A 23,882-nucleotide genomic window follows, 5' to 3' on the forward strand; every position below is an offset into this window, starting at 1 on the left:
CCAATCACTCCTTCGTTTCGCGCCACAGTGCCTGCCAACCATCGGTGCCCAGGCGTTGCAGCGTCTCGATGTTGCGTCGATAAATGCTGTCGGTATCGCTCATGCTTTCCATCGCGCGCTCGATGCTCGCTTCGCGCAACAAGTGCAGCGTGGGGTAGGGCGAGCGGTTGCTGAAGTTCTCGATCGCGTTGGGCGCACTTTCGGCGAACTGGTAATCGGGGTGGAAGCTGGCCACCTGCCATTCACCTTCCAGCCCCAGTGTCTGAACGGCTGCGTCGGCGACGTCGAGGAAATCGTTGTAGTCGAGAAAATCCGTCAGCACGAACGGGTGGATCAGCAGGCCGGTCTCGCATTCGTCCGGCGTCAGCGCATTCAGCGATTGCAGTTCGCCGCACAAGTCATCCAGCAGTGCATCGGTGTCACGCGCATGGCTCACGCGCATGCGCAACTTGCCCTGTACGTGCGGGGCGCGCGCGAACGGACACAGGTTGAGCCCGATCACCGCGCGCTCCACCCAGCGTGTGGTGGCGGCGATGAACGGCGCGTCCTCGGGCAGTGCGTCGGCGTTGAGGCTGGCGGGAGGAGTGTCGGTCATGTGGTTCTCAGGTTGATGCTGGCGGCGGCGACTATAACGCCATGCGGTTCCAGTGGCTCCCGGACAACCGCTCTTCTTTAGCTCGTCATTCCTGCGAAGGCAGGAACCCGGCGCCCTTAGCCCTCCAGGAACACGAGGCTACTGGGTTACTCGCTTTGCTCGCCCCTTCGGGGCCGCTCTTCGAGCGTTCTGCGCGCTTTGCGCTTGTCCTGCCTACGCCGGGATGACGAGCGGGGGGGCGGGTCATTCGAGGTGCCCCGCACGGCTCTTGCATGTGTCGATCCGCGCCCGAATATAGGGTCAGCCCGTTCATCAGATCCTGCCGCCCATGTTCAACCCTCGTTTCGACAACGCATTTGTCCGCGACGTGCCCGGTGATGCCGAGCACGGGCCTCGTCTGCGTCAGGTCGAAGGTGCGCTGTACTCGCCGGTCGACCCCACGCCGGTTGCCGCGCCACGAGTGCTGGCGCATTCGGCCGAGATGGCCGCGGCGCTGGGCTTCAGCGAGGCGGATATCGCGACGTCGGAGTTCGCCCAGGTGTTCGGCGGGAACGCCTTGCTGGATGGCATGCAGCCCTATGCGGCGAATTACGGCGGTCATCAGTTTGGTCATTGGGCCGGACAGCTCGGTGACGGCCGCGCGATCTCACTGGGCGAAGTGATCAATGCGGCCGGTGAGCGCTGGGAATTGCAGCTGAAAGGTGCCGGGCTGACGCCGTATTCACGTGGTGCCGATGGCCGTGCGGTACTACGTTCATCGGTGCGCGAATTCCTGTGCAGCGAGGCAATGCATCACCTCGGTGTGCCGACCACGCGGGCACTGAGCCTGGTGGATACCGGCGAGCCAGTATTGCGCGACATGTTTTACGACGGTCACGCGAAAGCGGAGCCCGGCGCGATCGTCTGCCGCGTCGCGCCTTCATTCATCCGCTTTGGCAATTTCGAGTTGCCGGCCTCGCGTGGCGACACCGCTTTGCTGCGGCAGCTCGTCGACTTCACCATCCGCCGTGACTATCCAGAGCTCCATGGCCAGGGCGAAACGCTGTATGCGGAGTGGTTTGCTCAGGTGTGCGAGCGCACCGCGACGATGATCGCGCACTGGATGCGCGTGGGTTTCGTGCATGGCGTGATGAACACCGACAACATGTCGATTCTCGGCCTCACGATCGACTACGGCCCCTATGGCTGGGTCGACAATTACGATCCGGAATGGACGCCGAACACCACCGACGCGCAGCGCCGCCGCTATCGCTACGGCCAGCAGCCGAACGTGGCGTGGTGGAACCTCAGTCGCCTGGCAGGCGCGCTGGCGCCGTTGTTTGCCGGCATCGAGCCCTTGCAGGCTGGATTGGATCGCTATGCCGCAACTTATGCCGCCGCCGATCGCGCCAACATCGCCGGCAAACTTGGCCTGGCCGAATGCCGCGACGACGACGTGGTGTTGATGCAGTCATTGCATACGCTGATGCAGCAGGCCGAGATCGACATGACGCTGTGGTTTCGCGCGCTGGCGGACGTCGATGCCCAGACGCCGTCGCTGGCGATATTCCAGGACGCGTTCTACGACGAAACGAAGCGGCGAGAGGCAGAGTCCGCGCTCAATGACTGGCTGACGCAATATGTCGCGCGTCTTGCGACAGATCCGCAATCGGCCGAGCAACGTCGAGCAGGCATGCGCGGAGCCAACCCGCGCTACGTGATGCGCAACTACCTGGCGCAGCAGGCGATCGATCGCGCCGAGCAGGGCGATGCCAGCGGCATTCATGAACTGCTCGAGGTCATGCGCCACCCGTACGACGATCAGCCGGGTCGCGAGTCCTTTGCGGAAAAACGCCCGGACTGGGCGCGGCATAAGGCTGGCTGCTCGATGCTGTCGTGCAGTTCGTGAGCGCGGCACTCGCCCAGACGGCCAGAGGCCGGCATGCCGGCCTCTGGATTCAATGACTTTGGTGCCCTCGAGACGATTCGAACGTCCGACCTGCCCCTTAGGAGGGGGCCGCTCTATCCAACTGAGCTACGAGGGCAGCGGCGGGATTTTCGCATGGATTCCGGGCGGGTGCGATCCAGCCTTAACTGGCGGCCTGCTAGAATTGCCCTTTTATACGCCTTCAATTCACGGCGCCGGCAGGCGCCACGCAAGTCCAGGAGACATCCATGTCCCACGCAATCCTCACCGCGCTTGGCCTCAACGGCGAGCAGTCCGGCAGTTATCTCGGGCAGGGCGAGTGGTCCAAGACCACCGACGCCGGCACGTTGCAGCCGGTGAACCCCGCGACCGGCGAAGTGCTCGGTACGGTGCATGCTTCCAGCGCCGCCGACTATGAAGTGATCGTCAAGCGCGCGCAGGCCGCGTTCAAAGTATGGCGTACCACGCCGGCGCCGCAGCGCGGCGAAGCGGTGCGTCTGTGCGGTGAAGTGCTGCGCAAGAACAAGGATGCGCTGGGTTCGCTGGTCGCGCTGGAGATGGGCAAGATCAAGCCCGAGGGCGACGGCGAAGTGCAGGAGATGATCGACATCGCCGATTTCGCCGTGGGCCAGAGCCGCATGATGTATGGCTCTACGATGCACTCGGAGCGTCCGGGTCATCGCATGTACGACCAGTACCATCCGCTCGGCCTGGTTGGCATCATCAGCGCGTTCAACTTCCCGGTCGCGGTGTGGGCATGGAATACCTTCCTGGCCACCATCTGCGGCGATATCTGCATCTGGAAGCCGTCGCCGAAGACGCCGCTATCGGCCATCGCGACGATGAAGATCTGCAATGAGGCGCTCAAAGCTGGCGGCTTCCCGGATCTGTTCTTCCTGTTCAACGATGCCGGCACGGAGCTGTCGCAGGCATTCGTCGAAGACAAGCGCATCCCGCTGATCAGTTTCACCGGCTCGACCAAGGTCGGCCGCATGGTCGGCGAGCGCGTGGCGCATCGCATGGGTCGCTCGCTGCTGGAGCTGGGCGGCAACAACGCGATCATCCTGGACGAAAGTGCGGACCTGAAGCTGGCGATCCCGGGCATCGTGTTCGGCGCCGTCGGTACTGCCGGTCAGCGCTGCACCACCACGCGTCGTCTGTTCGTGCACGAGTCGATTCATGACAATGTCGTCGACACGCTGGTGAAGGCCTATGGCCAGGTCGAAGGCAAGATCGGTGACCCCACCCTCGCCACCACGCTGATGGGTCCGCTCAACAGCCCCGAGGCCGTGCAGGGTTATCTCGCTGCGATCGAGAAGGCCAAGGCCGCCGGTGGCAAAGTGCGTACGGGCGGCAAAGCGCTCACCGATCGCAAGGGCAACTTCGTGCTGCCGACTATTGTCACCGGCCTGAAGAATGCCGATGACGTGGTACAGACCGAAACGTTTGCGCCGATCCTCTACGTGATGCCGTTCAAGACGCTGGATGAGGCGATCGAGCTGCAGAACGCCGTGCCGCAGGGCCTGTCCTCGTCGATCTTTACGCAGAATCTGCGCTCGGCCGAGCAGTACCTGTCCGCGGCGGGATCGGACTGCGGCATCGCGAACGTCAACATCGGCACCTCAGGTGCAGAGATCGGTGGCGCGTTCGGCGGCGAGAAGGAAACCGGTGGTGGTCGCGAGTCCGGTTCCGATGCATGGAAGGTCTACATGCGTCGCCAGACCAACACCATCAACTACTCCGATGCGCTGCCGCTGGCCCAGGGCATAAAGTTCGAGTTCTAAGTGGTACAAGTCGATCGCGGGCGGTTCGCTGCCCGTGATCGATGACGAGGCAAGACGGCGCTATTCCCACTTCCAGCAGAGTGAGCGATCCGATGAGCTATCAACCTTCTTCCCGTTCGACCACCAGTTCGCTGGCGATTGTGAGCCTGGTATTCGGCATCCTTTCCTGGTGTGTATTGCCGTTTATCGGTGCGATCGTGGCGGTCGTCTGCGGTCACCTGGCACGCAGCGAGATCCGTCGCTCAGCCGATGGCCCGATGGAAGGTGACGGCATGGCTGTGGCCGGCCTGGTGCTCGGCTACCTGCACCTGCTGTTGTGGCTGTTGCTGATCATGATTGGCATTGCCGCCCTGATTTTTGGCTTTACCTTCACGCACTGGCACTGGCACTGGCATTGATACCTGTTCGATGACGACCCAACCTGCCTCCCCACCGTACGATTTTCAGGGCTATCGCGTCGTCGTCGCTGGCGGAAGTCGCGGCATCGGTCGAAGTATCGCATTGGCATTCGCGCAGGCTGGCGCGGCCGTTTCGATCTGCGCGCGCGGCGAAAGTGCGCTGGAGGAAACCCGGCAGTCCATCGCCGCCTTTGGGGGCGTCGCCCACGCGCAGTCTTGCGATCTGGCCGATGCCCAGGCGATCGAGCGATATATCGAGGGTGCTTCGAGTGCACTCGGCGGCATCGACGTGCTGGTCAACAATGCCAGCGGCTACGGCTTTGGCGACAACGATGAAGCCTGGCTCGCCGATTTCAACGTCGACCTCATGGCCGCGGTGCGCGCCTCGCGCGTGGCGCTGCCGCATCTGGCGAAGTCAACGCACGCGTGCATTCTGCATACCAGTTCGATTGCGGCATTGCGACCGCGCGCAGGCAGCCCGTCCTACGCGGCGATGAAGGCCGCGCTTAGTCACTACACCGCGTCGCAGGCACTGGTGCTCGCCGAGCAGCGCATCCGCGTCAATGCCATCGCACCCGGTTCGATTGAGTTTGCCGATGGCATGTGGGATCGCTGCAAGCATGAGGACCCGGTGCGCTATGCCGCGGTACTGGCGAAGATTCCGTTCGGCCGTTTTGGTACGCCTGAGGAGATTGCCCATGCGGCCCTGTTCCTGGCTTCACCGTGGGCTGGCTGGATCACCGGACAAACTTTGGTCGTCGATGGCGGTCAGATGCTCAATGGCTGATAAGGGCGAGCACTGATGACCGCGAGGTTGATGGCATGAGCGAATTGCACTCCACGTCGCGTTTCAGCGATCGCGTCGACGACTACGTGCTTTACCGGCCGGACTATCCACCGGCGTTGCTAAATTGGCTACAGCGCGAGCAGGGCGTCGACATCAGTTGGCGAGTGGCCGATATCGGCGCAGGCACTGGTATCTCATCGAAGATGTTTCTCGATGCCGGCTTTCGCGTCACGGCCGTGGAACCGAATGCGCCGATGCGCTCTGCTGCGGAACTGTGGCTGGAGGCATACGCAGAATTCGAAGCCGTCGATGGCCGCGCCGATGCCACCGGGCTGGACGACGCCAGCGTAGACCTGGTGACGGTGGCACAGGCATTCCACTGGTTCGACGAGCAGGCGACGCATCGCGAGTTCGCACGCATCCTGCGACCCGGTGGACTGGCGGCGATCTGGTGGAATTCGCGTCGTCTGACCGGTACGCGCTTTCTCGAAGGTTACGAGGCACTGCTGCAGAAGTTCGGCACCGACTACGTCAGCGTAGCGGAGCGCTATGCGGATGATGCGCAGATGCGTGCCTGGTTCGGCAGCGGCTATCGGGGGAGCGCCAGTTTCGAGCATGGCCAGCGACTGAATTTCGAAGCTCTTCGCGGCCGGCTGATGTCCTCATCCTATGCACCGAAGGCGGGGGATCCACAGCATGAGCCCATGCTGCAGGCACTGCGCGAACTGTTCGATACCTGCGCAGAGCACGGCACGGTAAGCTTCGATTACGACACCCGCATTTTCGCGGGCCATCTGGTCTGACCCATGTACGACTACCTGCGCCCGCTGCTGTTCAAGCTCGATGCCGAGACCGCGCATCGGGTCACCCTGTACGGCCTGGGCGTGGCCCAACGCAGCAATTTCGCGCAATGGATCGCCAAACCTCCGGCTGATCTGCCGACGACCGCGTTCGGCATCACGTTCCCGAACCCGGTGGGCCTGGCCGCTGGCCTGGACAAGAATGCCGAACATCTCGATGCGCTGGACGCGCTCGGTTTCGGTTTCATCGAAGTAGGTACGGTGACGCCACTGCCGCAACCGGGCAACGACAAGCCACGGATGTTCCGGCTGCCGCAGTACGAGGCGATCATCAACCGGCTCGGCTTCAACAACGGTGGTGTCGATGCGCTGGTGCGCAACGTGCAGCAGTCCAGTTATCACGGCGTGCTTGGCATCAACATCGGCAAGAATAAAGACACGCCGAACGAGAAGGCGGTCAACGATTACCTGATCTGCCTGGGCCGCGTCTACGAACACGCCAGTTACATCACCGTCAATATTTCCTCGCCGAACACCCAGGGCCTGCGCGACCTGCAGGAGGAAGCCACGTTGCGCCGCTTCATCTCGATCCTGCGCGAGGCGCAGGAGCGGCTTGGCTCGCAGCATGGGCAGCGCAAGCCGATGCTGCTGAAGATCGCGCCGGATCTGAGCGAAGCGGAGCTGGACGCGATTGCCGAAGTGCTGTTGCGCACCGGCATCGATGGGGTGATCTGCAGCAACACCACGATCGACCATGCCGCCGTGGCCGATGACCCTCGCGGCCACGAGATCGGCGGCCTGTCCGGCAAGCCGTTGTTCGCGCGGTCCACGGAGGTGCTGGCCGGCATGAGCAAGCGCCTGCAAGGGCGCATTCCGCTGATCGGCGTGGGCGGCATTCTCGATGGCAGTGACGCGGCAGAGAAGATCGATGCCGGTGCTGCGTTGGTGCAGGTCTATTCGGGCTTGATCTATCGCGGGCCGCAGTTGGTTGGCGAGTGCGTCAATGAAATCCGCCGTCAGCGCGAGGACGCTTTTGATGGACGCCCACCTGATGAGAGCGGTTATGCCGGCTGAGCGAGTAGACATGCCGGCGCAGCGAGTGGACATGGGCGGCTACACGCTCATCGAAAATGCGCCGCTGGCCAATCGAAACACGCTACGCGTCGCTGCTCGGGCGAAGCTGCTGGCCGAGTTCCGTGACGCCAGTCGATTGCCTGAGCTGCTGGATTTTCCCGCTATTCGCAACAGTCGCCTGCTGGTGCTGGGCGAGGGCAGCAACGTGCTGTTCACCGGTGACTTCGACGGCACCGTTCTGGTGATGGCGACCCGCGGCGTGCAGGTCGAGAGCGATGGCGACAGTGCACGCATCGCCGTGGCCGCCGGCGAGCGCTGGGATGACTTCGTGCGCTGGACTCTGGGCCAGGGCTATGCCGGTCTGGAGAATCTGATCCTGATTCCCGGCACAGTGGGCGCTGCACCGATCCAGAACATCGGCGCCTACGGCTGCGAAGTGGCCGAGTTCATCGAAAGTGTGGAAGCGTGGGATACCCGCGAGCACTGCGTCGTGACCCTCGATCACGCCGCTTGCGCGTTCGCTTATCGCGACTCGTTGTTCAAGCACGAGCCGGGGCGTTACATCGTCACCGCGGTGCGTTTCGTGTTGCCACGCAGTCGCCCGCTGCGCACCGACTACGCCGGCATCAACGAGCAGCTGGCGCGGATGGGCGTGGACAAGCCCGCACCGTTCCATGTCGCCGAAGCGGTGGTGCATCTGCGCATGAGCAAGCTGCCCGATCCCGCGGTGATCGGCAACGCTGGCAGTTTCTTCAAGAACCCCATCGTCGATGCCGCGCTCGCCGAACAGCTCAAGCGCGATCATCCCGGGCTTGCCGTTTGGCCACAGGCCGACGGTCGCTGCAAAGTGTCGGCGGCCTGGCTGATCGAGGCAGCCGGGTTCAAGGGCATGCGTGAAGGCGACGCGGGCATTTCCCAGCGTCATGCGCTGGTACTGGTCAATCACGGCAAGGCGAGTGGCCCCGAATTGTGGGCGTTGGCCCAGCGCGTGATCGCCGGTGTGCAGGAAAAGTTTGGCGTGCGGCTGGAGCCGGAGCCGTTGGTCATTGGCGCAAGCGCTTGAAGCCGGCTGTAGGCTCTCGACTACAACTCGCGGCGCACCCAGGCATGCCTTATGGCACACGGATACCCGCAACGGCACGCTCAGAATCAGCTAGATAAGCCATGGAGCGCGCGGCTCGCGACGCGACTCCATCCCGTTCGGTAGTCACCAGGAAGCACATGCATGAAGTTGCATAAACTCACCACCCTGACATGGAGCGTATGGCTTGGCATGGGGATGCTGGGGGGTGTCGCCCATGCGGCCACCGCAACGCCAGCTGCGTCCAGTCAAAGCAGCAACGTGCTGCGCGCAACACTGAAGAACGGGCTGCGCGTGGTCATCGTGCGCGACACCCTGGCACCGATGGTGACCACCCAGATCACCTATCTGGCCGGCGGCTATGAAACGCCGAAGGGCTTTCCCGGCACGGCGCACGCGCTGGAACACATGATGTTTCGCGACAGCACCGGCATGACCGGCACGCAGTTGAACGTGATGACCGGCAAGATGGGTGGTGACAACAACGCCTTCACCACCAACGACGCCACGCAGTATTACTTCGTCGCGCCGTCAGCCTATCTCGACATCCTGCTGCACATCGAAGCCACGCGGATGCAGGGGCTGCTGGTCAGCGACAAGGACTGGGCGCTGGAAAAAGGCGCGATCGAGCAGGAAGTTTCGCGCGATATTTCCGATCCGGGTTTCCTCGCTTTCCAGAAGGTTGAAGATGCCCTGTACGCAGGAACCGGTTACGCCGCGGATCCGCTGGGCACGCGTCCTTCCTTCGACAAGACCACGCCCGATCTGCTGCGGCAGTTTCATAAGGATTGGTATGTGCCGAACAACGCGATTTTCGTGATCGTCGGCGATGTCGATCCGCAGGCCACGCTGGCCAAGGTGAAAGAGCTGTTCGAGCCAATTCCCGAACGCGCCACGCCCGAACGCGTACCGATCAAGCTGCAGGCGTTCAAGCCGCAGACCATCTCCAGCAGTACGCCGCAAGGCACCGGTTCGGTGCAGTTCCTGTATCGCATGCCGGGCATGCAGACGAAGGATTTCGCCGCAACGCAGGTGCTGATGGACGTGTTGGGCAACGCGCGCAGCGACCTGTCGGAACTGGCGGTGCAGGGCAAGGTACTCAGTGCCGATGCGCAGATCCAACCGTTCTCGCACGGTGGCATCGGCGTGGTCGAGGCCAGCTTTCCGAAGGGAGGCGATGCGAAACAGACGCAGGCGGATCTCGATCAGGTGATCGCGCAACTGCTGAAGGACGGTGTCCCGTCCGATCTGGTCGATGCCGCCAAGCGTTCGGAAATCACCCAGGCTGAGTTCAACAAGAACAGTGCAGTCACGCTGGCCAGCGCATGGTCGCAAGCCCTGGCCTGGCAGGGGCTTGATTCACCGGACGAGGCCGAGCAGCAGATTCGCAACGTGACCGTGGATGACGTGAACCGGGTCGCCCGTGCGTATCTGAAAACGGATGGCCGCGTGACCGTGGTGCTTACGCCCGACCAGAACGGCAAGCGGCCGCCCGACAGCAACGGCTTCGGCGGCACCGAGTCGTTCGGCAGCAAGGACAAGGTCGATGCGCCACTGCCGGAGTGGGCAGAGCAGACCCTGCGCACGCTGGCGATGCCGCACTGGACGCTGGCGCCGGTCGACATGAAGCTGGACAACGGCATCCGCTTGATCGTGCAGCCGGAATCCATCAGCAAGACGGTTACCGTGGTTGGCCATGTCGATCAGGACGCCGGCTTGCAGGAGCCGACGGGGCAGGAGGGTGTCGGGCGCTTGCTGTCGTCGTTGTTTGACTACGGTACCCGCAGCCTCGATCGCAGTGCGTTCCACAAGGCGCTGGACGATATCTCGGCGACTGAATCGGGTGGCACCGATTTCAATCTGGCCGTACCGAGTGGCCAGTTCGACAAGGGCATGCAGTTGCTCGCCGACAACCAGCTGAATCCCGCATTGCCGCAAGCCGGCTTCGACGTGCAGCGCAGCTCGCTGGCGCGCACGCTCGCCGGCGAGATGCAGTCGCCCGACTACAAGATGATGCGCGCGCTGAAGCAGGGTTTGTTGCCTGCCGGCGACTCGGGTTTGCGCCGAGCCACGCCTGAGACGGTTGCCGCCCTGACCCTGCCGCAGGTGAAGGATCACTTCGCAAAGACCTACCGCCCGGATCTGACCACCCTCGTGGTGGTCGGTGATGTGACGCCGGAACAGGCCAAGGCCACGGTGGAAAAATACTTCGGCGGCTGGAAGGCCACTGGTCCCAAACCTGATGTCGTGCCGAAGCCGGTTCCACTCAATCCCGCTGGCTACACGCTGGTGAACAATGCCTACGCGTCGCAGGACCAGGTGCTGATGGGGCAGGTACTCGACGTCGACTTGTACAACCCGGATCGGTTTGCACTGAAGCTCGGTAATGATGTGCTCGGCGGCAACGGCTTCGCTTCGCGCCTGATGACCGATGTGCGCGTGCGCCACGGCTACGCCTATGGCGCAGCCTCGGGCATGCAGTTCGATCGTTCGCGCTCGTTGTTCTACGTGGAGTACGGCAGCGACCCGGGCAAGGTGGCTCCGGTGGATGGGCTGATCCGCCAGAATCTGGCGGACATGCAGAACACGCCAGTGAAAGATGACGAGCTGATCAACGCGCGTCAGTTCGAGATCCGCTCGATTCCGCTGGGCGTATCCAGCGTCAACCATATCGCACGCTCGCTGCTGAGCTGGGGCTACAAGGGCCAGCCACTGGACGAGCCAATGGTGGCGGCAAGCTATTACCTCAAGCTCACGGCAGCGCAGGTGCAGGACGCGTTCAAGAAGTACCTGAAGCCGGAGCATATGGTGCAGGTAGTGCAGGGGCCGCCGCCGGCCAAACACTGAGTAGCGCATCGTCCCGGCCCGCGCATTTCGCGGGCCGGAGATCGTCAGGCTCTCGGAGTCTGTCTGCTTGCCAAGCGATCATCGTCCCTAAAAACATGAGAGCGAGTTCTTCTGTGGGAGCGATTTCAGTCGCGATCGCACTATCTGAGGCTGCTCAGACAAATCGCGACTGAAGTCGCTCCCACAAGAGCCCGCTGTTACGCATGGAGAGCGTAGGTTGGGGTGAGCGTAGCGATTCCCAACGTTTTTCCGGAGGTTGGAGTGCGTGTTGGGCATCGCTGCGGTCACCCCAACCTACGCGTCGGCCTGGGGTCATTGGCGCTAGTTGAGTTTGTCGTCTTTGTAGTAACGCGCCCTTGGCGGTGATCTTGCGTGCAAACATAGAATCTCCCACAAGAGACGACGCTCAGAGGCTGGGTTGGAGCCGAACTTCTCGCGCGAGCTGCGATAAAAAAAGGGCTGTGGGGAGGTTTGAACAATCCCTCACACTTCCCTCGTCAAAAAGACGCTGTACGGATCTTCAACGTAGTCCGCAAATGGCCCGCATGGCTTAAATCCAAAACTGGCATAAAGGCGATGGGCGGGCACAAACGCCGCCATCGAACCGGTTTCCAGGCTTAGCCGCCGATAGGAACGACGCTTGGCCTCATCGAGGATGTGGCGCATGAGCGCTGCCGCAACGCCCTTGCGCAAGTGCAAGGACGCCGTGCGCATGGACTTGATCTCGGCGTGCCGGGTATCGAGCTCCTTGAGCGCCGCGCAACCCATCAATTCAGCGCCCTGCCATGCGCTCCAGAAAGTGATTTCCGGCTTGCGCAGCGCGTCGAGGTCGAGCGCGTGAATGCTTTCCGGGGGAGAATGCAGCGCCATAGCTTGCAGGTGTTCGTGCAGCAACTGGGCAATCGCCGGACCACTCAAATCATCGACGCGAATATCCATGGCGGCCTGCATCTGCTGCTGTTTGTCACGTTTCTCGGTACTACGTCCGCCCTGCGTCGACGTAGTGCCGGCTGCCGTCCGCGGCATCGAAATAGACGGCAACCATGGCCCCACTTTCCGGATCGACAAAACGCTCGCCGGTGTCAGACCAGCGCGGATCGGGTCGGGCCTTGCCGACCGGTTTGTAGCGCCAGCGTTCGATCGCCAGCCCTACGATCAACAACAGGCCGCCGATCAGCAGTTGCGGCAACAGCAGCACGAACAGGCCGGTGATTGCCGCCAGCGCCGCGCCGAGAAGCAGCGCGGCGCCGATGACATAGAGTGTGATCGACAGCATCGCTGCGGACTCAGGCTGGCGGATCGAGCACGACGGCGGTGCCATAGGCGACGATCTCGCTCATGGTCTGACCGATCTCCGCCGAATCGAAGCGCATCATCACGACGGCATTGGCACCCATCGCGGTGGCATTCTGCACCAGCCGGTCGAGCGCATGGCGGCGTGCCTCTTCGAGCATCTGCGTGTATTCGTGGATTTCTCCGCCGACGATCGAGCGCAGGCCGGCCATCAGGTTGCCGCCGATGCCACGGCTGCGCACCACCACGCCGAATACCTGGCCTTTGACGTCCCTGACCTGGCGTCCGTGAACATTTTCAGTCGTGACAACGATCATCTGGATCCTCTCCTTGCTGAGTAATCGGTGAGTCATGCGGCGACAAGCCAGTTCGAGTTGGGCCGGCCGACGCGCTGACAGCTATCGCTTGTCCGTCAGCGGCGTGTCTTGGACAGCAAGCGCAGAAGTTCCATGTACAGCCATACCAGGGTGACCATCAGCGCAAACGCGCAGTACCACTCCATGTACTTCGGTGCGCCCTGTTCGGTAGCGCGTTCGATCATGTCGAAATCGAGTACCAGGTTGAGCGCTGCCAGCCCGACCACCAGCAGGCTGAAGCCGATACCCAGCGCGCCCGATTCGTGAATGAAGGGAATCTGGATACTGGTAAACGCACGCAGGCCCATATCCACCAGATACAGCAGCGCAATCGCACCCGTGGCAGCGACCACACCCATGCGGAATTTATCGGTCACCTTGATCAGGCCGGAGCGGTAGAGCAGCAACATGGCCGCCAGCACACCTACCGTCAGCATCACCGCCTGCAACACGATACCCGGATAGCGCAACTCCAGTACCGCAGAGATGCCACCGAGAGCGAGGCCTTCGGCCAGTGCATAGAGAGGAGCGGTAAGGCCGGCCCAGCGTTGGGCGAACGTCGTCACCAGCGCCAGCACGAAGCCGGCAATCAGGCCACCCCACATATACGGCGTCACGGCCGCCAGCGCCGCTGCCGTGTTGCCGCCACCGGCGGCGGTCGCGAAGGTATGCCAGGTCCAGCCACCGCTCAGGATCGTCAGCGCCAGCAGCAGGGCGGTCCTGGTAATGGTGCCGTTCATCGTCATCCGCTCGCCAGTGACGGTCAGTCCCTGGAAAGCCTTGTCCTGCAGTACTGGATTGCCTGAGCGCATTGTCCGACCCCTTGGAGGTTGCCACGAACGCATCGCATGCGTTGCCAGCGGCCATGCTAACGCGTTGCCGACATGACGTCAGCCGGCGGGTATGCGCACTGCGAGCGGGGTCAGCTGTGCCGGGGTTGTTCCAGGTTCGGCAGAAACACCGTGATCAGGCCCATCAGCGGCAGGTAGGCGCATAGCTGGTAGACGTACTCGATGCCGTGGGTGTCGGCCAATTGTCCGAGTACTGCCGCGCCGACGCCGCCCATGCCGAACGCGAAGCCGAAAAACAGTCCCGAGATCATGCCGACCCGGCCCGGAATCAGATCCTGCGCGTAGACCAGGATTGCCGAGAACGCCGATGCAAGGATCAGCCCGATGATCACCGTCAGCACGCTCGTCCACATCAGGTTCGCATGTGGCAACAGCAGGGTGAACGGCGCGACGCCGAGGATCGACACCCAGATCACCCATTTGCGTCCGATACGATCGCCGATTGGACCACCAATCAGCGAACCGGCCGCCACCGCGAACAGGAAGATAAACAGATGGAACTGTGCGCTCTGCACCGACACGCCGAATTTATGGATCAGATAAAAAGTGAAATAGCTGCTGAGACTGGCGAGATAAAAATACTTCGAGAAGATCAGCAAGCCGAGAATGGCCAGCGCACCCATGACTTTGTTGCGCGACAGCGTCACCACAGGAAGGTGACGCGCCTGCGATTTGCTGCGCGCCACGTGATGCTCGCCATACCAGCGACCGACCTGCAGCAGCACCACGATCGCCAGCAGCGCCGCCAGCGAAAACCAGGCCACGCTACCGCGTCCGTACGGCACGATGATCCACGCGGCCAGCAATGGGCCCAGCGACGAACCGGTATTGCCACCGACCTGGAACAACGATTGCGCCAGCCCATGCCGGCCACCCGAAGCCAGTCGTGCCACCCGCGAGGATTCAGGATGGAAGATCGACGAGCCGGTACCGACCAGCGCAGCGGCCAGCAACAGCACCGGGAAATTCGGCGCGACCGCCAGCAGCAACAGGCCGCACAGGGTGAAACCCATGCCAACCGGCAGCGAGTACGGCATCGGCCGGCGATCGGTGACCATGCCGACCAGCGGTTGCAACAGCGAGGCAGTGAGCTGATAAGTCAGCGTGATCAGGCCGATCTGGGCAAAGCTCAGGTGGAAGCTGTTCTTCAGGATCGGATAGATCGCCAGGATCAGCGACTGGATCATGTCGTTGAGCATGTGCGCGAAGCTGATGCCGCCGAGTACGGCAAATTGGGTGCCTTCGCTCGCCAGCGCGCTGCCCGGCATGTCGGTCGACATCGGCATCGCGGTAGGTGACAGCGGGGAGGTTTCGACGCGGGTTTCCATGCTGTGCTCGATCAGGGGTGGTTCTTCGGCATAGCCGTTGCGTTGCCGGGAGCGCCACTTTAGAGTGGCTGGCGTCGGCCCGCACACATCGGTGGGTCAAGTTCTATCGAATTCGGGCCAAGATCCCGTCATCATGCGCAACACACGCGTCATCCACTACGAAGATACGCCGCGCGATGTCGTCACCACGGGTAACGACTATCCGCCGCACTATGTGTTGCCGCGACACGCCCACAAGCGCGGGCAACTCCTGTACGCCGCCACCGGCGTGGTCACGGTGATCACGGACGAGGGCAGCTGGGTAGTGCCGCCCCGTCGCGCGCTGTGGATTCCGGCCGGCGTCGCGCACGAGGTGCGCATGAGCGGTGCCGTATCCACTCGCAGCGCGTATGTGAGGTACGAGGCTTCTTCAAACCTACCGGCACATTGTCGGGTGATCGGGGTTTCGCTGCTGTTGCATGCCTTGCTGCTGGAAGCCGTGGACTTGCCTGCCGAGTACGCGCTGGATGGTCGCGATGGTCGGGTGATGGCACTACTGCTGGACGAGATCGCCGCGATGCCGGCGCTGACGCTCAACACGCCGTTGCCACGTGATCCGCGTCTGGCCCGTCTGTGCCGTGCGCTGATCGCCGCCCCCGCGCTCGAAATCGATATCGATGCGATGGCGCTAAAGGCCGGCATCAGCCGGCGCAGCTTTACGCGGCTGTTCCGCCAGCAGACCGGCATGAGTTTTGGTGCATGGCGCCAGCAAGCGTGCCTGCTGGCCGCCTTGACCCGGCTGGGCAGTGGCGATTCAATTACCCAGGTGGCGATCGAGCTGGGTTACAGCAGCGCCAGCGCGTTCACAGCCGCGTTCCGTCGTGTGCTCGGCGCCGCGCCCAGTCGCTATCTGGCATCGCACGAACGCATCGCCCGCAGCACGGCGGATGGCTGATCAGGGCATGCTGGCGAACACCGCAGTCACGGGGTTGTCAAAGTGCTGCGGCAAGCTGGGTAAGCCACCTTGTCATGCCTCTCACCGCGCCTGCACTGCATCGCGGGTTACCATGCTCCTCCAGATACAAAGCCGCAGATACAACGACGGGCCGCACTCGCGACCTGCCTGACCGGATCATGGAATGTACCGATGAACACCCGCATCATCCGTGAGACTTCGTCGACCGACGCCTCCACGCCGGCCGCCAACGATGCCGTGCCGCCCGTACCGGCACGCGATCTCAATGACAGCCGGCTGTACATCAACCGCGAACTGTCGCAGCTCCAATTCAATATCCGTGTGCTGGATCAGGCGTTGGACGAGCGCACGCCGCTGCTGGAGCGGTTGAAGTTCCTGCTGATCTTCTCGCGCAACATGGACGAGTTCTTCGAGATCCGGGTGGCTGGGCTGAAGGGCCAGGTCGCGCTGGATCATGAGCTGATCGGCCAGGACGGTATCCCACCCCGGCGCGCACTGGCCGAGATCAGCGAGATCGCGCACCGGCAGATCGAGCGGCAGTACACGATACTCAACGAACGCATCCTGCCGGAGCTGGCCGAGCAGGGCATTCGCATCGTGCGTCGCACACAGTGGTCGCACAAGCAGAAGCTGTGGGTGCGTCGCTATTTCCGCGAAGAGGTGGCGCCGCTGGTCACACCGATCGGCCTCGACCCAACGCATCCGTTTCCGCTGCTGGTCAACAAGAGCCTCAATTTCATCGTTCGCCTGGAAGGCGTCGATGCGTTCGGCCGCGATTCCGGTTTGGCGATCGTCCCGGCGCCGCGCGTGCTGCCGCGCCTGATCCGCATGCCCGAAGCGATTTGCGAGGGTGGCGACAACTATGTGCTGCTGTCGTCGATGATCCATGCGCACGCGGACGAGTTGTTCCCCGGCATGCAGGTGCTTGGCTGTTACCAGTTCAGGCTGACCCGCAATGCCGATCTTTCGCTCGATCCGGAGGACGTCGAAGACCTTGCGCTGGCGCTGCGCGGCGAGTTGTATTCGCGTCGCTTTGGCGACGCGGTGCGACTGGAGGTGGCCGACAACTGCCCGAAGGATCTGATCGACTACCTGCTCAAGCAGTTCGGCCTCAGCGAGTCGGAGCTGTACGAAGTCAACGGTCCGGTGAACCTGGCGCGACTGTTCCGGATTGCCAGTGAGGCAGGTTACCCGCAGCTGCAGTACGTGCCATTCACCCCGGCGTTGCCAAAAGCGCTCAAGCATGCCGAAGATCTGTTCCAGGTCATCGGCAAGCAGGATGTGTTGCTGCTGCATCCTTACGAATCGTTCTCGCCGGTGATCGATCTGCTGCGCCAGGCAGCGAAGGATCCGCAGGTGCTGGCGATCAAGCAGACGCTGTACCGGACCAATGCCAATTCGGAAATCGTCGACGCGCTGGTCGATGCGGCGCGCGCCGGCAAGGAAGTGACGGCGGTAGTGGAGTTGCGTGCGCGCTTCGATGAGGAGTCGAACCTGACACTCGCATCGCGCCTGCAGCAAGCCGGCGCGATGGTGATTTACGGCGTGGTAGGCATCAAGACGCACGCGAAGCTGATGTTGATCCAGCGCCGCGAAGGCAGTGAGCTGGTGCGCTATTCGCATATGGGCACCGGCAACTACCACACCGGCAACGCACGGCTATATACCGATTACAGCTTGCTCACTTCCGATGAGGCCTTGTGCGAGGACGTGCACAAATTGTTCAGCCAGCTCACCGGCATGGGCAAGGTGTTGCGCATGAAGAAACTGCTGCATGCGCCGTTCACGCTGAAGAAGACTTTGCTGGAACTCATTGCGCGCGAGACCGCGCATGCCGAGGCCGGCAAGCCGGCGCAGATCATCATCAAGGTCAATGCACTGACCGAGCCGAAGATGATCCGTGCCTTGTACAAGGCCAGCATTGCCGGAGTGTCGATCGACCTGATCGTGCGCGGCGTATGTTGCCTGCGCCCGGGCGTGGAAGGTGTCTCGCAGAATATCCGCGTGCGCTCGATCATCGGGCGCTTCCTGGAACATAGCCGCGCTTACTGGTTTGCCAATGACGGCGAACCGGCGCTGTACCTGTCCAGCGCCGATCTGATGGAGCGCAACCTGGATCGCCGCGTGGAAAGCGCGTTCCCGATCGAAGGCAAGAAGTTGCAGCAGAAGGTACGCGACGTGCTGCAGCTTTATCTCAACGACAACACCAGCGCTTTGCTGATGCACTCCGACGGTCAGTATGTGCATCCGTCATTGGCCAGTGGGGAAAACACCCGCAACGTGCAGACCCAATTGCTGGATAAAATCTGCGGGAGTGGCACCAAGAACAACCACTGATGGTGCGGTTGGGCAGCGTATGGTCGTCTGAGCTTCTTCAGGCTGGCCGACGGCGCTGCCGCATCATGTTTGCGACTCGCCGCCGGCGGGTCCCCAGAAGATCACCCAGGTGGAAAAGTCCGCAGAGAAATTCTCGAAGCGGTGTTCGACGCCGGAGCCCACAAAGAACACATCGCCCGCCACGAAGGCGTGCCGGACCTCGGCAATAACCAGCTCGCCAGCGCCGGCCTGAATGATGTAGAGCTCATCGCGTCGGTGGGGCTGCTGTAGATCACTGCCAGCGGGCGCGTAAAGTCCTACCGACATCGAACCGTGCGAGAACCCCTGCGCGAAACGCTCCGCTGCCGGCGACTGCGGCGATGGTGCGCCGGGAATACGGGCTAGCAGCTCGGACAACGATGCTTTCATGGCACGTCTGGCCTCTCCAGCTTCAGCGGTCGGCTCAAATGGGTTTGGCGAAGAATATTGACGGATGGACTTTTCCGTCGCCTGGCTCGAAGTAGAGCCCGTGTCCCTCCAGCTGATTGGCGGTCGTCAATTTTGCCGTCACCGTGCCTGATTCGGTCGCGCGATTGCCTTCCTTGGACCAGAGGAACGTCAATATCTGGTCTTTGAACGTCCCCTGGATCGAAAACGGCTCACCTGCGTCAGGACCGGTGAGGCAGATGTATTTTCCACTGACCCGACCGCCAATACAGCTGATTTCGATCCTGAAAGTACCGACGTCGCCGGAACCCTGAAAGTTTTCTGTTGCCTCCCAGGAACCTTCGATCTGCTTCGCCTGGCGTCGCAGATCCCCGTCGAAGATGCTCTGCAGCCAGGGCCAGCTCTGCTGTAAAAGCAGCACCACAAAACCGCCGAGGACTCCGATGAGCAGGTCGTACGCCGGTTTTGCCATCGTGATTCCAAGGATGGATACAGTCGTTTGATCAACTACCATCGTCATATCCCCCAACGCCTGGATGATCAGTTTTCCCGGTCGGATTGAAGCGGCGGCCGGGCTGTCTGTCTTGATGCCTTGTGAGCTATCTCTCAGATCACCGCTTTTCTTCCATGAGCCCGACCAGGTTGCCATCGGGATCGCGCAGGAAAGCCAGCCACAATTCGTGGTCTGGCAGCTTCGCGACGAAGTGAGGAGCCTGCTCGCCGGATGCTCCGCGATTCACAATCGCGGCATAGGCTGCAGCGATATCGGCAACCTTGAAGTACAGAACGGAGTTTGCGCCGATGGTCCCCGCACCCTGCGGCGTGCTGAGCATGACCCGCACCGCGCCAGCGGACAGGAAAGCCAGATTCGGTGCAGGGCTGAACAGGAAGGTCAAACCTAGCGCATCCCGATAAAACGGCAACGCCTTTTCGACGCTGCTGACGGTGACAGCTATCTGTCCAATCTCGGAAAGCTTGATTTCCACAAGTCTCCCTCCGTGATGTTCAACGCCTGAGTCAAACGGCGCGTGGTGCGCGCGCCGCCCGGATCGTCAGTTGGGCACAGCGGCCAGTGTTCTTTGAACCTTTGCACGCCATGGAATGGTGATGAGAAGAATCACGTTCAGGAGTAGGGCGACGGGTGAGAAGGTTTGGGTAAATACCAGCAGGACGATGGTCAGGATGGCGGGCAGCGCGACAAGCCACGGCGCTGCATATTTCTTGACCCAGACCTGGTGGGCAGCCACGGCATACATGATGCCAATGACCAGCGCGCAGATGGCAGTGGGGACCAACCTGCTGGTTGCGTACAGCTGCAATGCGCCGCCAGCCAGGTTCGCGAATGCCGAGTAGGCGAGAATGCCGAACATGGTCATCATCATCCCCCTGCGTGGTTTGTCCAACGCCCGAGTCGAGTGGCGCGCACCCCCGCGTACGCCAGGACGAAGCAGCGGGATCACTTTACTACGGAGAGGGCGTGCCTGGTCCAGGCCTGGTCAGGCACTGTTCTTGCCCGCGCATGACACACAGGAGGGGCCCATCAGGATGTTGGGCCAGGAGCGCCGGGCATCGTTCAACCCGGCCGCCGCGCGCCCAGCAGTACCAGCACTTCCTGTGCGCTGCGCAGGCGTTCGGTGGCGCCGGGCAGGTCCAGGATGATCTTCAGCTTGTCCTGGCCGTCCAGCTTGTAGACGCGGGGTAGGCGCTGGATCAGCTTGATGATGGTCATCGGATCGACCTCAGGCTTCTCGCGGAACACGATACGGCCGCCGTTGGCGCCGAAATCGAGCTTGCGGATGCCCAGCGGAGTGGCCATCAGTTTCAGGCTGGCGACGGCAAACAGCTGTTTGGTCGGCGCGGGCAGCAGGCCGAAGCGGTCGATCATCTCGACTTGAAGGTCGCGCAGATCGTCCTCGCTGCGTGCACTGGCGATCCGCTTGTACAGCGTCAGGCGGGCGTGGACGTCGGGCAGGTAGTCGTCCGGGATCAGCACCGGCATGTGCAGTTCGACTTCGGTCTCGTGTTCGCTGCTGAGGTCGAAGTCCGGCACTCGGCCGGACTTCAGCGCACGCACCGCGCGGTCGAGCAGTTCGGTGTAGAGGCCGAAGCCGATTTCCTGGATCTGGCCGGATTGTTCGTCGCCGAGCAGTTCGCCGGCGCCGCGGATTTCCAGGTCGTGGGTAGCTAGCGTGAAGCCCGCGCCGAGCTCTTCCAGCGACGCGAGTGCCTCCAGGCGCTTCTGCGCATCCGCCGTGATCGACTTGCGGTCGGGCACCACCAGGTATGCGTAGGCACGGTGATGCGAGCGACCGACACGGCCGCGCAGCTGATGCAGCTGAGCCAGTCCGAAACGGTCGGCGCGATCGATGATGATGGTGTTGGCGGTGGGAATATCGATGCCGGTTTCGATGATGGTGGTGCACACCAGCACGTTGAAGCGCTGGCGGTGGAAATCCGCCATCACGCCTTCGAGTTCACGCTCGGGCATCTGACCGTGGGCGATACGGATGCGTGCCTCGGGCACCAGTTCCTCGAGCTCGCGCACCGTGCGTTCGATGCTCTCGACCTCGTTGTGCAGGAAGTACACCTGGCCACCGCGCGACAGCTCGCGCTGCAGCGCCTCGCGGATCGTCGCCGGATCCCACGCCGAAATAAATGTGCGCACGGCCGAGCGATGCGCCGGGGGCGTGGCGATCAGCGAGAGGTCGCGCAGGCCGGCCATCGCCATGTTCAGCGTGCGTGGGATCGGGGTGGCGGTCATCGTCAGCAGGTCGACTTCGGCGCGCAGCTTTTTCAACTGTTCTTTCTGGCGCACACCAAAGCGCTGCTCCTCGTCCACGATCACGAGACCAAGATTCTTGAACTTGATGTCCGGCTGCAGCAGTTTGTGGGTGCCCACGATCACGTCGATCTGGCCGTCCGCGAGACGCTTAAGCGCGTCGTTCACTTCCTTGGTCGATTTGAAGCGCGACAGTACGTCCACGCGCACCGGCCAGTCGGCGAAGCGGTCGGCGAAGTTGCGGTAATGCTGCTGGGCGAGCAGGGTGGTCGGCACCAGCACGGCGACCTGCTTGCCGGCGGTGGCGGTGGCGAACGCGGCGCGCAGCGCGACCTCGGTCTTGCCGAAGCCGACGTCGCCGCAGATCACGCGGTCCATGGCGCGTGGCGCGGCGAGATCGCTGAGCACGGCTTCGATCGCGCTTTCCTGGTCGGGAGTTTCCTCGAACGGGAACGTGCTGCCGAATTCCTCCACCAGCTGGCGATCGATCGGCATCGACTCACCACCACGTGCTTCGCGTTGCGCATAGATCGCCAGCAGTTCGGCCGCAACGTCGCGTACTTTCTCGGCGGCCTTCCTGCGCGCGCGCTCCCACGCGTCGCCACCCAGCGAATGCAGCGGCGCCAATTCCGGTGCGGTGCCGGAGTAACGGCTGACCAGTCCCAGCTGCGCCACAGGCACGTACAACTTGTCACCCTTGGCGTACTCGATGGTGAGGAACTCGCCATCCATGCCGCCCACGTCCATCGAAATCAGGCCCTGATAGCGGCCTACGCCATGATCGACATGCACGATCGGCGCACCGAGGCTGAGCTCGGTGAGATCGCGGATGATGCTTTCCGGATCGCGTGCTCCGCCGCGACGACGTTTGCGGTCGCGCTCGCTGCGAACACGCTCGCCGAACAGCTCGCGCTCGGTGAGCACGGTGATGGCTGGCTTGGTGAGCGCAAAGCCTTGTTCGAGTCCGGCGATGAAGATGGCGAATTTCGGCCCCGCTTCTGCCCCCGCTCCTGCTGGCAGCAGAAACGCCGGCCAGCTCTCCACGTTCTCCGGCTTCATGCCCGCAGCGGCCAGCGACTCGATCAAGGCCTCACGTCGGCCAGCCGAATCGGCGGCGATCAATACGCGGCCTGGATAGCTTTCGATGAAGTGTCGCAGCGAGGTGCCGGGCTCTTCGCCCTTGCGGTTGAGCGGCAGCTCCGGCGCCGGCTGGGTGCCGACGCTGACGGCGTGTTCGTGGCCAGGTTCGACCACTTCCACGCGCAGGCGCTTGTTGAACTGCTCGCGTAACAGTTCAGGCGACAGATACAGCTCGGCCGGTGGCAGTACCGGGCGTTCGATGTCGTGCGCGCGCTGATCGTAGCGCTCGGAGGTCTGCGTCCAGAATTGTTCCGACGATTCGTTGACACCCTCGCCAAGCACGAACAGCGCATCGTCGGCGAGGTAGTCGAACAGCGTGGCGGTCTGCTGGAAGAACAGCGGCAGGTAATACTCGATGCCGCCGGGCGTCACGCCTTCCTTCATGTCCTGATAGAGCGGGCAGCGACGCACGTCGATCGGGAAGCGCTCACGCAGATGGCTACGGAAGTTTTTGGCGGCCTCCTCGGTGAGCGGGAATTCGCGCGCGGGCAGCAGTTCGATCCGGTCGACCTGTTGCTGCGAGCGCTGGGTTTCCGGATCGAAGCTGCGGATCGATTCCACTTCATCGTCGAACAGCTCGATGCGGTACGGCTCGGCCGTGCCCATCGGAAAAATGTCGATCAGCGCGCCACGCACCGCGAAGTCGCCGGGCTCGGCCACCTGCGGCACGTTGCGATAACCCGATGCTTCCAGCCGGCGCTGTTCAGCGGCGAGGTCGAGCTTCTGGCCCTTCGTCAGCACCAGGCCGGAACCGGTGATGTGCGAGCGCGGTGCGATCCGCTGCATCAAGGTGGCCACCGGCACCACCAGCACGCCGCGTTTTACGCTGGGCAACTGGTACAGCGTGGCGATGCGTTGCGAGACAATCTCCGGGTGCGGGCTGAACACGTCGTAGGGCAGCGTTTCCCAGTCGGGGAAATGCAGCACCGGCAGGGCGTCGGCGAACACCTTCAGCTCGGCCTCGAGCGCTTGCGCACGTTGCGTGTCGCGGGTCACCGCCACCAGCAAGCCCTGATGCGAGCGCGCGGCCTCTGCGATCACCAGCGCGCGCGCGGAGCCGTGCGGTGGCGTCCAGTAACGGCGTTGCCTGGGCGTGGTGGGCAGGGGCGGGTGCGGGATCAGGCTGGGCATAGGGGACGCGTGTT

21 protein-coding genes and 1 tRNA gene are annotated in these 23,882 nt (G+C 62.7%); 10 read left to right on the plus strand and 12 right to left on the minus strand.

What is annotated here, in order from left to right; translation table 11 throughout:
- Positions 1-4: 4 nt before the first annotated feature.
- Complete coding sequence (locus HDE77_RS16665; RefSeq protein WP_184419048.1) at positions 5-595, minus strand: DUF1415 domain-containing protein; 591 nt, start codon at positions 593-595, stop codon at positions 5-7.
- Between the two features lie 328 nt (positions 596-923).
- On the opposite strand from HDE77_RS16665, the gene HDE77_RS16670 reads away from it, so the two are divergent.
- Positions 924-2,483 (plus strand): YdiU family protein, encoded by a 1,560-nt coding sequence (locus HDE77_RS16670; protein WP_184419049.1) that lies wholly within the window; start codon positions 924-926, stop codon positions 2,481-2,483.
- Between the two features lie 59 nt (positions 2,484-2,542).
- Here HDE77_RS16670 and HDE77_RS16675 read toward each other — a convergent pair.
- Positions 2,543-2,619: transfer RNA gene (locus HDE77_RS16675), tRNA-Arg, on the minus strand.
- A gap of 130 nt (positions 2,620-2,749) precedes the next feature.
- Here HDE77_RS16675 and HDE77_RS16680 point away from each other — a divergent pair.
- From HDE77_RS16680 to HDE77_RS16710, 7 genes are all read left to right on the plus strand, one after another.
- The gene (locus tag HDE77_RS16680) at positions 2,750-4,285 is read left to right on the plus strand and encodes an aldehyde dehydrogenase family protein (protein ID WP_184419050.1); all 1,536 of its coding nucleotides are present in this window, start codon (positions 2,750-2,752) and stop codon (positions 4,283-4,285) included.
- A 92-nt stretch (positions 4,286-4,377) separates the two neighbouring features.
- Entirely contained in the window at positions 4,378-4,683 is a 306-nt protein-coding gene (locus HDE77_RS16685) for a DUF4190 domain-containing protein (protein WP_184419051.1), read from the plus strand.
- A gap of 10 nt (positions 4,684-4,693) precedes the next feature.
- A complete protein-coding gene (locus HDE77_RS16690; RefSeq protein ID WP_184419052.1) occupies positions 4,694-5,470 on the plus strand; it encodes an SDR family oxidoreductase in 777 nt (258 codons plus the stop codon).
- Positions 5,471-5,505: 35 nt separating this feature from the next.
- The gene (locus tag HDE77_RS16695; protein WP_184419053.1) at positions 5,506-6,273 is read left to right on the plus strand and encodes a class I SAM-dependent methyltransferase; all 768 of its coding nucleotides are present in this window, start codon (positions 5,506-5,508) and stop codon (positions 6,271-6,273) included.
- Between the two features lie 3 nt (positions 6,274-6,276).
- The gene (locus HDE77_RS16700) at positions 6,277-7,344 is read left to right on the plus strand and encodes a quinone-dependent dihydroorotate dehydrogenase (RefSeq protein ID WP_184419054.1); all 1,068 of its coding nucleotides are present in this window, start codon (positions 6,277-6,279) and stop codon (positions 7,342-7,344) included.
- 31 nt (positions 7,345-7,375) lie between these two features.
- Positions 7,376-8,407: a UDP-N-acetylmuramate dehydrogenase gene (murB, locus tag HDE77_RS16705; protein WP_184419129.1), complete on the plus strand. Its 1,032-nt coding sequence runs from the start codon at positions 7,376-7,378 to the stop codon at positions 8,405-8,407.
- Positions 8,408-8,569: 162 nt separating this feature from the next.
- Entirely contained in the window at positions 8,570-11,272 is a 2,703-nt protein-coding gene (locus HDE77_RS16710) for a pitrilysin family protein (protein WP_184419055.1), read from the plus strand.
- Positions 11,273-11,755: 483 nt separating this feature from the next.
- Here HDE77_RS16710 and HDE77_RS16715 read toward each other — a convergent pair whose 3' ends face one another.
- From HDE77_RS16715 to HDE77_RS16735, 5 genes are all read right to left on the minus strand, one after another.
- Positions 11,756-12,211 (minus strand): GNAT family N-acetyltransferase, encoded by a 456-nt coding sequence (locus HDE77_RS16715; RefSeq protein ID WP_184419056.1) that lies wholly within the window; start codon positions 12,209-12,211, stop codon positions 11,756-11,758.
- A gap of 40 nt (positions 12,212-12,251) precedes the next feature.
- Positions 12,252-12,548: a hypothetical protein gene (locus tag HDE77_RS16720; RefSeq protein ID WP_184419057.1), complete on the minus strand. Its 297-nt coding sequence runs from the start codon at positions 12,546-12,548 to the stop codon at positions 12,252-12,254.
- A gap of 10 nt (positions 12,549-12,558) precedes the next feature.
- The gene (locus HDE77_RS16725) at positions 12,559-12,882 is read right to left on the minus strand and encodes a YbjQ family protein (RefSeq protein WP_184419058.1); all 324 of its coding nucleotides are present in this window, start codon (positions 12,880-12,882) and stop codon (positions 12,559-12,561) included.
- 95 nt (positions 12,883-12,977) lie between these two features.
- Positions 12,978-13,733, minus strand: a complete 756-nt coding sequence (locus tag HDE77_RS16730) for a Bax inhibitor-1/YccA family protein (RefSeq protein ID WP_184419059.1) — start codon at positions 13,731-13,733, stop codon at positions 12,978-12,980.
- Positions 13,734-13,843: 110 nt separating this feature from the next.
- On the minus strand, positions 13,844-15,040 hold the full coding sequence (locus tag HDE77_RS16735; protein WP_255482783.1) for an MFS transporter: 1,197 nt from the start codon (positions 15,038-15,040) through the stop codon (positions 13,844-13,846).
- A gap of 193 nt (positions 15,041-15,233) precedes the next feature.
- Between HDE77_RS16735 and HDE77_RS16740 the strand changes: the two genes are divergently transcribed.
- Positions 15,234-16,034, plus strand: coding sequence for a helix-turn-helix transcriptional regulator (locus tag HDE77_RS16740; protein WP_184419061.1), 801 nt, complete (start codon positions 15,234-15,236; stop codon positions 16,032-16,034).
- Positions 16,035-16,226: 192 nt separating this feature from the next.
- A complete protein-coding gene (gene ppk1, locus HDE77_RS16745; RefSeq protein ID WP_184419062.1) occupies positions 16,227-18,392 on the plus strand; it encodes a polyphosphate kinase 1 in 2,166 nt (721 codons plus the stop codon).
- Between the two features lie 63 nt (positions 18,393-18,455).
- On the opposite strand, the gene HDE77_RS16750 is transcribed toward ppk1, so the two are convergent.
- The 5 genes from HDE77_RS16750 to mfd form a co-directional block, all read right to left on the minus strand.
- Entirely contained in the window at positions 18,456-18,800 is a 345-nt protein-coding gene (locus tag HDE77_RS16750) for a cupin domain-containing protein (protein WP_184419063.1), read from the minus strand.
- 34 nt (positions 18,801-18,834) lie between these two features.
- Complete coding sequence (locus HDE77_RS16755; protein WP_184419064.1) at positions 18,835-19,467, minus strand: hypothetical protein; 633 nt, start codon at positions 19,465-19,467, stop codon at positions 18,835-18,837.
- Positions 19,430-19,804 carry a VOC family protein gene (locus HDE77_RS16760; protein WP_184419065.1) on the minus strand — a complete coding sequence of 125 codons (375 nt, stop codon included), beginning with the start codon at positions 19,802-19,804 and terminating at the stop codon, positions 19,430-19,432. The genes HDE77_RS16755 and HDE77_RS16760 overlap by 38 nt, the downstream gene beginning before the upstream one ends.
- Positions 19,805-19,870: 66 nt before the next feature.
- Positions 19,871-20,188 (minus strand): hypothetical protein, encoded by a 318-nt coding sequence (locus tag HDE77_RS16765; RefSeq protein WP_184419066.1) that lies wholly within the window; start codon positions 20,186-20,188, stop codon positions 19,871-19,873.
- 203 nt (positions 20,189-20,391) lie between these two features.
- On the minus strand, positions 20,392-23,868 hold the full coding sequence (mfd, locus tag HDE77_RS16770; RefSeq protein WP_184419067.1) for a transcription-repair coupling factor: 3,477 nt from the start codon (positions 23,866-23,868) through the stop codon (positions 20,392-20,394).
- Positions 23,869-23,882: the final 14 nt, after the last annotated feature.

It is taken from the genome of Rhodanobacter sp. MP7CTX1, assembly GCF_014205795.1.
GTDB lineage: Bacteria > Pseudomonadota > Gammaproteobacteria > Xanthomonadales > Rhodanobacteraceae > Rhodanobacter.